Raw genomic sequence first — 11,214 nt, forward strand, 5'->3', positions numbered from 1 at the left:
AGAAAGCCTTATTGTGGAATGCTTCTCATAAAGACGTCCGCACGCTGAAAAGCTCCGGAAAGAACTTCAGGTCCAGCGCCTTCACCAGATAACTCACTCCACCGGTGCCACCGGTGCCGGGCTTGAAGCCGATGATGCGTTCCACCGTCTTCATGTGGCTGAAGCGCCATTGCTGGAAGCGGTATTCCAGATCCACCAGCTTTTCCGCCAGGTCGTACAGGTCCCAGTGCCGGCCAGGCTCGCGGTAGACGGCCAGCCAGGCGGCCTCCACCGCCGGGTGGCTGCTGTGCGGCTGGGTCCAGTCGCGGTCCAGCAGGTCGGCCGGGATGGCGAAGCCCCGGCGGGCCAGCAGGCGCAGGGTCTCGTCATACAGGCTGGGCTGGGCGTGGGCGGCCACCAGGGCGGCGTGCGTCTCAGGATCGCCCTGGTGCACTGGGATCATGCCGGCGTTCTTGTTGCCCAGCAGGAATTCCAGTTGGCGGTACTGGTAGGACTGGAAACCGCTGCTCTGCCCCAGATGCGGGCGGATCAGGCTGTAGTCGGCCGGCGTCATGGTGGCCAGCACGTCCCAGGACTGGATCAACTGCGCCTGGATACGGCTGACCCGCGCGATCATCTTCAGGGCCGGGCCCAGATCGTCGGCCCGGATCTGGCGCAGGGCCGCGCGCAACTCATGCAGGCTCAGCTTCATCCACAATTCGGACGCCTGGTGGATGACGATGAACAGCAACTCGTCATGCTGGTCGGATCGCGGGTGCTGCGCCGCCAACAACTGGTCCAGGCCCAGATAGGCGCCATAGCTGAGGTCGGGGGATTGGTGGATGCCCTCCCCCGACAAATCCACCTGGCCCGGTTTCGTGTCGGACGGCATGGCGCTTACAGCGGCTCGCCACGCACCAAGCGCGGCAGTTCGCCGACGATGCCCATGGCGTGGCGCATGAACAGCTTCTTCAGCGGCATCAGGGGCGGGGCGTTGACGGCGGCCAGGCCCAGGCCGCGCGCCAGCTTCAGCGGCCCGATGTCGTTGGAGAACAGGCGCGTCAGGCCGTCGGTCACGCCCAGCAGGCTGACATTGTCGAACCGGCGCCAGCGCTGATAGCGCTCCAGCGTGGCCGCGCCGCCCACGTCCAGGCCCAGGCGCCAGGAATCCACGATCACCTCCGCCAATGCCGCCAGGTCGCGCAGGCCCATGTTCAGGCCCTGCCCGGCGATGGGGTGCATGGCGTGGATGGTCTCGCTGACCAGGGCCAGACGGCGGTCGATGTAGCGTTCGGCGTGCTGCAGCGATAGGGGATAGGCGTAGCGCCCGCCGATGGGGCGCACGGCCCCCAGCCAGTCGCCGACGCGGGCCTGAAGCTCGGCGGTGAACGCCGCGTCGTCCAGTGCCATGTAATGCGGCACGGCGGCACTCTTGTCCGACCAGACGATGGAGGTGCGGTTGCCGGTCAGCGGCAGCATGGCGAACGGCCCGCTGGGCAGGAACATCTCCACCGCCACGCCATGATGGGGGAACTCATGTTCCACCGTCACGGCGATGGCGGTCTGGTCGTACTTCCAGCCCGACAGCTTGATGCCGGCGTCCTTGCGGCACAGGCTGCCCCGGCCGTCCGCACCCACCACCAGGCGGGCGCGGATGGTGCGGCCGTCGGCCAGGGTGATGGTGGCGGCGTTGGCGCCGCGGTCCAGCGCCGTCACCTCCACCGGCGCCAGATGGGTGACGGATGGCAGGTCGGCCAGGCGGGCGAACTGCGCCCGGCGCAGCACGATGTTCTCCACGATATAGCCGAAGGGGGCGTCGCCCACCTCGCGGTGGTCGTAGTGCAGGAAGGTCGGCCGGTTCTGGTCGGTGACGCGGATGTCCAGGATGGGGCCGGCATCACCGTTCAGGTGGGCCCACACCCCCGCCCCGGCCAGGATCTTCATGCTGCCGTGGGAGATGGCGGTGGTGCGGCCGTCGAAGGTGTCTTCCAGCTGGCGGGTCGGGCTGTCGCGGTCGATACAGACGGTGGGCACACCGGCCGTGCCCAGGGCCGCCGCCAGCGACAGGCCGGCCAGGCCGCCGCCCACGATGGCGACATCGAAAACCATGTCAGGGGCGCTGGGGGGCGTCGGGGCGTCGGTGGACATTGGACAAGCCTTGGCATCGGGACCGCAACGGGCGGCGGCGGAACAGAGGCGCAGCATCGCGGCGGGCCGCCCGCTTGTCCAGCGCCGCGCACATGATCGTTCCTGGGACCGGATATGCCTATAATTTATGCAGTAGAGTGGTTTTTGAGCCTGGTCAAAAATATGACACAGGCACGACGGCGCGGTTCGCGGGCTGAAAGCCGCAAAAAGCGGCAGCACTGGGCCGCCGTGGCCATGGGTCGGCCTTGATCTTTGGGGGTAAGCGTCGCGGTCGCTATCACGCGGCACGCTTCTTGAAGACGTGAGGCGCCTAAACACCGCCGTCGTCATCGTCCTGGCAGGGGCGGCCCCCGCAACAGGGGGCAAGCGGGGGTGTTAAGGACGATGGCCGTTGGGGCGCCCAAGTCCCTGGTTCGAGGAAAGCCGATGAAGCTCGTGGTGGCGGTGGTGAAGCCGTTCAAGTTGGATGAGGTGCGTGAGGCGTTGGCCGGCATGGGGCATCTGGGGGTCACGGTCAGCGAGGTGCGCGGCTGTGGTCGGCAGAACGGCCAGACGGAGATTTATCGCGGTGCCGAATACGCCATGAACTTCCTGCCCAAGGTAAAGATCGAGGTGGCGGTGGCCGACGACCAGATGGAAAGTGTGGTGGAGGCCATCCAGGCCACCGCCAACACCGGCCGCATCGGCGACGGCAAGATCTTCGTGATGAACATCGCCGAGGCGGTGCGCATCCGCACCGGCGAGCGCGGTGGCGTGGCACTCTGAAGTGTTCCCTCAGGCGGCGGGCGCGGCCATCCGGCCGCTTGCCTGCTCCTCGTTTTGCGGTCCGCCTTCGGCTTCCCGCAAAACTCCGGCAGCCCCGGTCGGGGCCTATTTAAAAGCGCTTTGTTTGGCACCGTTCCGCGTCAGCGCCACATTTCACCGTATTTCTAAGTATTTAGGGGCAAGCGCGCGGATTCAAAGGCGCTTTCCGGCCGGCCGTCAGCCGGTGTACGGCGCTGGAACGCTTGTGCGGGCAGGGGGCGGCGTCTAATATCGGGCCTTCTTCCCGATACGTGCGGACGTGATTCTTGCCCATGGATTTGGCGGCTGCCCCCCTTATCACCGCCCCGGCCCTGAACGGCCGTCTGGGGGAACTGTCGGAATATCCCTTCCCCCGTCTGACGGCCCTGCTGGCTGACCTGACGCCGCGCAGCAACACCACGCCCCTGATGCTGTCCATCGGTGAGCCGCAGCACGAACCGCCGGCCCTGCTGGCCCAGGCGTTGGCGTCGGCGCCCCTGGCCGACTGGGGCAAATATCCCCTGCCCACCGGCACACCGGCGTTCCGCGCCGCCATCCATGGCTGGCTGTGCCGCCGCTACGGCCTGCCGGCCGGCTTTGTGGATATGGACCGGGGCATCCTGCCCGCCACCGGCACGCGCGAGGCCCTGTTCCAGGTGCCCTTGCTGGCCGTGCCGCAGATGAAGGCGGGCGCCCGGCCGGTGGTGCTGATCCCCGACCCGTTCTATGCCGTCTATGAAGGGGCGGCGGTGCTGGCGGGGGCGGAACCGGTGTTCATGCCCACGACGCGCGAGACGGGTTTCCTACCCGACCTGGACGCGCTGCCGGCCGACGTGCTGGCGCGCACGGCGCTGATGTACCTGTGCACGCCGTCCAACCCGCAAGGGGCGGTGGCGGACCTGGCTTATCTGAAGAAGGCCATCGGGCTGGCCCGGACCCACGGTTTCGTCCTGGCGCTGGACGAATGTTATGCCGAGATCTGGGACAAGGCCCCGCCGCCCGGCGCGTTCGAGGCCGCCCTTGCCTTGGGCCAGGGTACCGCCAACCTGCTGGTCTTCAACTCCTTGTCCAAGCGGTCCAGCGCCGCGGGTTTGCGCTCCGGCTTCATCGCCGGCGACCCGGCGCTGATCCAGGCCTTCACCCGCCTGCGCAACTACACCCTGGCCGGCAACCCCCTGCCGGCGCAGGCGGCGGCCATCGCCCTGTGGTCCGACGACGCGCATGTGGCGGAGAACCGGCGCCTCTACCGCCAGAAGATCGACGCGGCGGAAGCCGCACTGTCCGGCCGCTATGGCTTCTACCGGCCGGCCGGCGGCTTCTTCCTGTGGCTGGAGGTGGGGGATGGTGAGGCCGCCACCCGCGCCCTGTGGGCGGAGGCGGGCTTGCGTGTCATCCCCGGCGCCTACTTCACCCGGTCCGTGGTCGACGGTGTCAACATCGGCAAGTCCTACATCCGGGTGGCCCTGGTGCACGATGCCGAGACGGTGGGCCGGGCGTGTGAGACCCTGGCCCGGGTGCTCGGCTGAAGGCGCCCCCAACCGGGGGTGTGGCGTGCCTGTCATAAAGTTGCCTGACACTGCCTTTAAAGCCTCAAAGCCGGTTTCGGCGTTTCATTTTTAGTTCCAAGGACGAGCGACGGCCCATGACGACCCGCCTTGCCCCCTCCCCCGGTTCGCGGGGTTCCCGCGACCCCATGTCCAACGGTCCCACCGGCGGCGGGCCCAAGCGCCGGCGCGGCGGCCTGCTGCCCGATGGCGCGTCGCAGTTCCTGGTGCGACGGGTGACGGAGGTGGGGGGGCTGTGCATCATTCTGCTGGCGCTGGCGCTGGCCGCCATCCTGTTCAGCTACAACCCCAACGACCCGTCGCTGAACACGGCCGGGCCGCACGGCGCCGTCCACAACGTGGCGGGGGCGCCGGGGTCCTACGTCGCCGACGTGCTGGTGCAATGCTTCGGCCTGGCGTCCTACATCATGGCGGTCATCATCGCCGGCTGGGGCGTGCGCGTGCTGCGGCATGATCCGCCGGGTTTCTGGGCCGGGCGCCTGGCCGCCGGCCTGTTCGCCGTCACCCTGGCCGCCGTCACGCTGGGCGGCATCTCCCATCCCTTCGATGGCGGGGCGGGCGGCAATGTCGGCCGTGTCATCGTCACCCTGGTCGATCAGTTCATCCACAGCCATCTAGGCTTCAGCAGCCCGGTGTTGCTGGGCCTGGTGACGGCGCTGGCCACCATGGCGCTGATCGTCGTGGCCCTGGGCGTGCCCTTCTATCAGGCCTTCGCCGCCATCGGCGCCACCTATTCCACCCTTCGCCGCGCCAGCCAGTGGCGCCCGGTGGGCAAGCCCAAGCCGGCCGCCGTCCGCGCCGGCGGCCGCTCCGCCCGTCCCGAACCCAAATATGAGCCGGAGTACGAAGCCGAGGACGAGGTGCTGGAAGATGCGCCCTCCGGCTTGGCGGGGCGCCTGCGTGCCGCCGCCGGTTCGGCCTTGGAGGGCGGCCTGGCAGGCAAGCTGGGTGGCCTGAAGGATGGCATCGGCAACCTCACCGGCGGCTTGGCCGACAAGTTGAGCGGCCTGTCCGCGCCGAAGCGTGAGGCGCCGCCTGCGCGGCGCGAGCCTGGCTTCGGTGACGGCATCCGCCGCGAACCCAGCCTGTCCATCCCGCCGATGGACCGCCCGGGCCTGAGCGCCGGCGATGATCGCGATGGCTCCCGCGATGGCGAACTGAATGTGGAGGGTGAGGCCGCCCCCCGCCGCCCGCTGGCCACCGTGGTGGCGCCCAAGGCCAAGCCGGTGGAAATCGCCCGCAAGGCGCCGGCCGCCATGCAGCCCAGCCTGGATCTGGAACCCGACGGCCCCAGTGAATATGAGTTGCCGCCGGTGGAACTGCTGCAGTTGCCCGACCCCGCCGCCCGCAACCCGTCGGTGAATGAAGAGGCGCTGCGCCAGAACGCCCAGCTACTGGAAGGCGTGCTGGACGATTTCGGTGTGAAGGGCGAAATCGGCAAGGTCCATCCCGGCCCCGTCGTCACCCTCTATGAACTGGAACCGGCGCCGGGCACCAAGTCGTCCCGCGTCATCGGTCTGGCCGACGACATCGCCCGGTCCATGAGCGCCGTTTCCGTGCGCGTGGCCGTGGTGCCGGGCCGCAACGTCATCGGCGTGGAACTGCCCAACGCCAAGCGTGAGACCGTCTATTTGCGCGAATTGCTGGAGGCCGACGGCTACGACCGGGCGCAGCACAAGCTGGCCCTGGTGCTGGGCAAGGACATCGGCGGCCAGCCCATCATCGCCGATCTCGCCCGCATGCCCCACCTGCTGGTGGCCGGCACCACCGGTTCGGGCAAGTCGGTCGCCATCAACACCATGATCCTGTCGCTGCTCTACCGGCTGCCGCCGGAAAAGTGCCGCTTCATCATGGTGGATCCCAAGATGCTGGAACTGTCCATCTATGAGGGCATCCCCCACCTGCTGGCGCCGGTGGTGACCGACCCGAAGAAGGCGGTGGTGGCCCTGAAGTGGACGGTGCGGGAGATGGAGGACCGCTACCGCGCCATGTCCAAGCTGGGCGTGCGCAACATCGATGGCTACAACATGCGCCTGCGCGAGGCGCGCCAGAATGGCGAGACGCTGACCCGCCGCATCCAGACGGGTTTCGACCCCGACACCGGCAAGCCGGTGTTCGAGGACCAGCCCATCGACCTGACGGAACTGCCCTACATCGTCGTCATCGTGGATGAGATGGCGGACCTGATGCTGGTGGCCGGCAAGGATATCGAGGCCGCCATCCAGCGCCTGGCCCAGATGGCGCGCGCCGCCGGCATCCACATCATCATGGCGACCCAGCGCCCCTCGGTCGACGTCATCACCGGCACCATCAAGGCCAACTTCCCCACCCGCATCAGCTTCCAGGTCACCTCCAAGATCGACAGCCGCACCATCCTGGGCGAACAGGGGGCCGAACAGCTGCTGGGCCAGGGTGACATGCTCTACATGGCCGGCGGCGGCCGCATCACCCGCGTCCACGGCCCCTTCGTCCGTGACCAGGAGGTGGAGGAGGTGGTGAAGTTCCTGAAGGCCCAGGGCGAACCCAACTACGTCGACGCGGTGACGGAGGAGGACGAGGCCAGCCCGTTCGACGACGATCCCAACGGCGGGGGCGGTGGTTCGGGCGGCAACGGCAGTTCGGGTGACGAGCTGTACGACCAGGCGGTGGCCGTGGTCTGCCGCGAGGGCAAGGCCAGCACCAGCTTCATCCAGCGCCACCTGCGCATCGGCTATAACAGTGCGGCCCGCCTGATCGAACGCATGGAGCAGGAGGGCGTGGTCAGCCGCGCCAACCATGTCGGCAAGCGCGAGGTGCTGGCCCGCAACATCGACGACCGGGAAAGCTGATCGCCGTCGCGTACGGGGTGGGGCGGACGTACAAACCCACATACACCCCCTCCCCTTCCTTGGCGCGCTTTCACAACCATTTGTATCGGCACCGCAATTCCGCCTTAAAGGGCGGTGAAACTCCAAGGCACCATGACCCGCCGCCTCGCCCCCCTGTTCGCCGCCCTGGTTCTGACCGCTGCCCCGCTGGCCCTGTCCGGCATCGCGTCGGCCAAGCCGCCCACCCAGTTCACCGATGAGGACAAGGCCAAGCTGCATCAGGTGGAGACCTACCTGAACGGCATCCAGACGCTGAAGTCCACCTTCCAGCAGGTGAACCCCGATGGCGGCCTGGTGCGCGGCACCTTCCAGCTGAAGCGGCCGGGCAAGATGCGCATCGACTACGACCCGCCCAACAAGAACTTCATCGTGGCCGACGGTCACTTCGTCTATTTCTGGGATGCCGAGTCCAAGGAACAGTCCAACGCCCCCATCGGCAGCACCATGGCCGACTTCATCCTGCGGCCGGATCTGAAGCTGTCGGGCGACGTCACCGTCACCTCGATGGACGACAGCGCCGGCGTGCTGGAGGTGACCTTGGTGCAGACCAAGGATCCCGGCCTCGGCCGCTTGACCCTGGTGTTCCAAGAACAGCCCTTCGGCCTGAAGAAATGGCGGGTGCTGGACGCCCAGGGCGCCAATACCGAGGTGGCGTTGCTGGACCCCCAGACCGGCGTCAGCCTGGCCGACGACCAGTTCTATTTCCGCGATCCCAGCCGCCGCAAGGAACGGGACTGATCCGGACCAATAAGGATCAGTGGCATGAGGAGAACCTCATGCCACTGTAGGCCCCGACTGGGGTCGCCGGAGATTTCCGGGGAGCGGAGCGGACTGGAAATCGAGGAAGCCCAAGCCAGCGGATGCTGGCGCCCGGCGATTGAGGGGCGGCATTTCAAATGCCGCGCGCAAAAGGAGGGCCCGCGCCATGAAGAGCCTACCTATCGTCGGCCTGTGCGCCGATTTCCGCGTGCTGGGCCGCCATCCCTTCCATGTGGTGGGTGACAAGTATGTGCGCGCCGTGGCGGACGGCACCGGCGCCGTGCCCGTGCTGCTGCCGGCGCTGGGTGACCAATTTGATCCGGCCATGGTGGTGGCGGGCCTGGACGGCCTGCTGTTCACCGGCAGCCCCAGCAACGTCCATCCCGACCGCTACCGGGGCCCGGCCTCGGAAGAGGGCACGCTGCACGACCTGCGGCGCGACGCCACCACCCTGCCCCTGTTCCGCGCGGCGTTGGACGCCGATGTGCCGATCTTCGCCATCTGCCGCGGCTTGCAGGAACTGAACGTCGCGCTGGGCGGCACCCTGCACCAGAAGGTGCAGGACGTGGCGGGCTTCATGGACCACCGCGATGATGAGAGCCAGCCGGTGGAGGTGCAGTATGGCGCCGCCCATGCCGTCGACCTGACGCCCGGGGGCCTGATGGCCCGCATCACCGGGCGTGAGCGGCTGACGGTCAACTCCCTGCACCAGCAAGGGATCGACCGCCTGGCGCCGGGCCTGGCGGTGGAGGCCACCGCGCCGGATGGCCTGATTGAGGCTGTGTGGGTGGAGGGTGCCACCTTCGCCCTGGCGGCGCAGTGGCATCCCGAATGGCGCTTTTGGGAAGACCCCGCCGGCGTCGCCTTGTTCAAGGCGTTTGGCGATGCGGTGCGGCATCGGGCGAAAAACCGGGGTCGGTAGCCTCAGGCGCCGGCGGGCCATCCGGCCCTTGGCTTTCCTCCTTTTCCGGTCCGCCTTCGGCTACCCGGAAAAGTCCGGCGGCCCCGGTCGGGGCCTTGTCGCTTCGCTCCGATCACCCTATGGGATCAGGACATGGCGAGGCCGCCGGTGTGAGATCAGCCCAGCGCCTTCTCGATGGCGCCGACCAGGGCCGGGTCGTCCGGCGTCACGTCAGGGGCGAAGCGGCCGATGACGGTGCCATCGCGGCCCACCAGGAACTTCTCGAAATTCCAGGCCACGTCGCTGTCATTCTTGGGCGCCAGGCCGTGCTGCGCCAGTTTGGCCAGCAACTGGCCACCTTCCTTGGGCTGGGCCTTGGGCTGGGCCGCGATCAGCGCCTTGTACAGGTCGTGCCGCTCGTCGCCATTGGCGTGCACCTTGGAGAACACGGAGAAGCGGACGCCGTAGTTGCGCTGGCAGAACTCCTCGATCTCCTCCGGCGTGCCCGGCTCCTGGCCTGCGAAGTCGTTGCAGGGGAAGGCCAGGACCTGCAGGCCCTGGCCCTCATACTGGTCGTACAGTGCGGTCAGGCCGGCGTATTGCGGCGTCAGCCCGCACTTGGACGCGACGTTGACGATCAGCAGCACCTGGCCCTGATAGTCGCCCAAGCTGGCCGGCTGCCCTTCCAGGCGGGTCAGGGGAATGTCGTAAAGGCTCATGGCGTCGTTTCCATCCCTGGTTTGATGAGGTCGGCAGGTTAGGCCGGTATTTCATTGTGCACAATGCATCTGCGGCCGGTAACCACCCTTCGGATGGTTTGACCATCGCGCTGCCGCGCCGTATGCAGGCGGTGATGAAGCGGCCTTGTTGCGGGAGCCTGCATGCGTATCGTCACCTGGAACATCAATTCGGTACGGCTGCGTCTGGACATGGTCCTGCGCCTGGTCGATGACTATGGCCCCGACGTGCTGTGCCTGCAGGAAACCAAGGTGATCGACGACGCCTTCCCGCTGAAGGCGCTGGCGGAACGCGGCTATGTCCATGCCCATGTCCGGGGCATGAAAAGCTATAACGGTGTCGCCATCCTCTCGCGCCTGCCGCTCAGCGGCACGGGTGGCACCCTGTGGTGCGAGCGTCAGGACTGCCGCCACGTCCAGGCGGAATTGCCCGGCGGGATCGAACTGCACAACTTCTACATCCCGGCCGGTGGCGACATCCCCGATCCCGACCTGAACGACAAGTTCCGGCACAAGCTGCGCTTCCTGGACGAACTGGCCGCCTGGGGCGAGGGGCTGGAGGATCGGCGGAAGCCCCGCATCCTCCTGGGCGACCTCAACATCGCGCCGCTGGAAAACGACGTGTGGTCGCACCGCCAGCTGCTCAACGTCATCTCCCACACCCCCATCGAGGTGGAGAAGATGGAGGCGATGCGGCGCGCCGGCGACTGGGTGGACGCCGTGCGCCATTTCCTGCCGCCCTCGGAGAAGCTCTACACCTGGTGGTCCTACCGCAGCGCCGACTGGGGCCTGTCCGACCGGGGCCGGCGCCTGGACCACATCTGGGTCACGCCGCCGCTGGTGCCGCACCTGCTGGGCTACACCGTGCTGCGCGAGGCGCGCGGCTGGGGGCCGAAGCCGTCGGACCATGTGCCGGTGATAATCGATCTGGATTTATGAGGGCTGGCAGGCCTTAGACAGTGATGTCCAGCGTCTGGCCGCGCCAGGGGGCGGTGCTGCTGCTGGATCGCGCACCGGTGGTACCAGTGGTGCCGCTGCTGGTGTATTGCCCGGTGCCGCTTCCACTTGAATTGTTGCGGCCCTCTTCCGACTTGCCGGCCGGCTGGGCCGCCATGCTCGTCTGGGTCGCCACCGGCTTGGCCGTCGCCTGCGCCCCGGCCACAGCCGCCAGGAACGACGCGCTCTGGGTGGGCGTCGGCTGGGGGGCCTGCACCTGGGTCGGTACGGCCTGGGCCTGATAGGGCGGGACAATCATGCGAGTAATAAAGACCCGCACCTGTGGATAAGTCAATCGCTCCGATGGACTAGGTCGCGGCTCTGCGACGATTTGGAGCGGTGCATGATCGTGGCATTAATGAGAATTATAGTAAGGCCCGGCAGTCATGTTCGCGGCCGGTTATGAAATGAAGAAATTAACGATAATTTTAGATTTAAATACTTAAGTATTCGATAGTGAATCCGATGTATGGCCAGGA

At 67.3% G+C, this 11,214-nt stretch carries 10 protein-coding genes; 6 read left to right on the forward strand and 4 right to left on the reverse strand.

The features are described 5' to 3' along the window. Positions 1 to 25 precede the first annotated feature (25 nt). Positions 26 to 871 (reverse strand): tryptophan 2,3-dioxygenase, encoded by an 846-nt coding sequence (kynA, locus tag PW843_21030; GenBank protein MDE1149058.1) that lies wholly within the window; start codon positions 869 to 871, stop codon positions 26 to 28. 5 nt (positions 872 to 876) lie between these two features. Further along, on the reverse strand, positions 877 to 2,127 hold the full coding sequence (locus tag PW843_21035; protein MDE1149059.1) for a UbiH/UbiF/VisC/COQ6 family ubiquinone biosynthesis hydroxylase: 1,251 nt from the start codon (positions 2,125 to 2,127) through the stop codon (positions 877 to 879). A 426-nt stretch (positions 2,128 to 2,553) separates the two neighbouring features. On the opposite strand from PW843_21035, the gene PW843_21040 reads away from it, so the two are divergent. The 5 genes from PW843_21040 to PW843_21060 all read left to right on the forward strand — a co-directional run bounded on the left by PW843_21040 (position 2,554) and on the right by PW843_21060 (position 9,023). After that, positions 2,554 to 2,892: a P-II family nitrogen regulator gene (locus tag PW843_21040; GenBank protein ID MDE1149060.1), complete on the forward strand. Its 339-nt coding sequence runs from the start codon at positions 2,554 to 2,556 to the stop codon at positions 2,890 to 2,892. A 311-nt stretch (positions 2,893 to 3,203) separates the two neighbouring features. Further along, positions 3,204 to 4,436: an aminotransferase class I/II-fold pyridoxal phosphate-dependent enzyme gene (locus tag PW843_21045; GenBank protein ID MDE1149061.1), complete on the forward strand. Its 1,233-nt coding sequence runs from the start codon at positions 3,204 to 3,206 to the stop codon at positions 4,434 to 4,436. Between the two features lie 116 nt (positions 4,437 to 4,552). Continuing rightward, on the forward strand, positions 4,553 to 7,303 hold the full coding sequence (locus PW843_21050) for a DNA translocase FtsK (protein MDE1149062.1): 2,751 nt from the start codon (positions 4,553 to 4,555) through the stop codon (positions 7,301 to 7,303). A gap of 132 nt (positions 7,304 to 7,435) precedes the next feature. After that, positions 7,436 to 8,080 carry an outer membrane lipoprotein carrier protein LolA gene (locus PW843_21055; protein MDE1149063.1) on the forward strand — a complete coding sequence of 215 codons (645 nt, stop codon included), beginning with the start codon at positions 7,436 to 7,438 and terminating at the stop codon, positions 8,078 to 8,080. 187 nt (positions 8,081 to 8,267) lie between these two features. Beyond that, a complete protein-coding gene (locus PW843_21060) occupies positions 8,268 to 9,023 on the forward strand; it encodes a gamma-glutamyl-gamma-aminobutyrate hydrolase family protein (GenBank protein ID MDE1149064.1) in 756 nt (251 codons plus the stop codon). Between the two features lie 155 nt (positions 9,024 to 9,178). Here the strand turns inward: PW843_21060 and PW843_21065 are convergent, their stop codons facing one another. Further along, entirely contained in the window at positions 9,179 to 9,721 is a 543-nt protein-coding gene (locus PW843_21065; protein ID MDE1149065.1) for a glutathione peroxidase, read from the reverse strand. Between the two features lie 162 nt (positions 9,722 to 9,883). Here PW843_21065 and PW843_21070 point away from each other — a divergent pair, with 162 nt between their 5' ends. Beyond that, positions 9,884 to 10,678, forward strand: a complete 795-nt coding sequence (locus PW843_21070; GenBank protein ID MDE1149066.1) for an exodeoxyribonuclease III — start codon at positions 9,884 to 9,886, stop codon at positions 10,676 to 10,678. Positions 10,679 to 10,691: 13 nt separating this feature from the next. Here PW843_21070 and PW843_21075 read toward each other — a convergent pair whose 3' ends face one another. Next, a complete protein-coding gene (locus tag PW843_21075; protein ID MDE1149067.1) occupies positions 10,692 to 10,994 on the reverse strand; it encodes a hypothetical protein in 303 nt (100 codons plus the stop codon). Between the last annotated feature and the right edge of the window lie 220 nt (positions 10,995 to 11,214).

This window comes from Azospirillaceae bacterium, assembly GCA_028283825.1.
Taxonomy (GTDB): domain Bacteria; phylum Pseudomonadota; class Alphaproteobacteria; order Azospirillales; family Azospirillaceae; genus Nitrospirillum.

What these genes read in the sequence shown, in the direction of transcription:
- kynA (MDE1149058.1), bottom strand. Translation starts at nt 871, where the DNA reads ATGCCGTCCGACACGAAACCGGGCCAGGTGGATTTGTCGGGGGAGGGC.
- PW843_21035 (MDE1149059.1), bottom strand. Translation starts at nt 2,127, where the DNA reads ATGTCCACCGACGCCCCGACGCCCCCCAGCGCCCCTGACATGGTTTTC.
- PW843_21040 (MDE1149060.1), top strand. Translation starts at nt 2,554, where the DNA reads ATGAAGCTCGTGGTGGCGGTGGTGAAGCCGTTCAAGTTGGATGAGGTG.
- PW843_21045 (MDE1149061.1), top strand. Translation starts at nt 3,204, where the DNA reads ATGGATTTGGCGGCTGCCCCCCTTATCACCGCCCCGGCCCTGAACGGC.
- PW843_21050 (MDE1149062.1), top strand. Translation starts at nt 4,553, where the DNA reads ATGACGACCCGCCTTGCCCCCTCCCCCGGTTCGCGGGGTTCCCGCGAC.
- PW843_21055 (MDE1149063.1), top strand. Translation starts at nt 7,436, where the DNA reads ATGACCCGCCGCCTCGCCCCCCTGTTCGCCGCCCTGGTTCTGACCGCT.
- PW843_21060 (MDE1149064.1), top strand. Translation starts at nt 8,268, where the DNA reads ATGAAGAGCCTACCTATCGTCGGCCTGTGCGCCGATTTCCGCGTGCTG.
- PW843_21065 (MDE1149065.1), bottom strand. Translation starts at nt 9,721, where the DNA reads ATGAGCCTTTACGACATTCCCCTGACCCGCCTGGAAGGGCAGCCGGCC.
- PW843_21070 (MDE1149066.1), top strand. Translation starts at nt 9,884, where the DNA reads ATGCGTATCGTCACCTGGAACATCAATTCGGTACGGCTGCGTCTGGAC.
- PW843_21075 (MDE1149067.1), bottom strand. Translation starts at nt 10,994, where the DNA reads ATGATTGTCCCGCCCTATCAGGCCCAGGCCGTACCGACCCAGGTGCAG.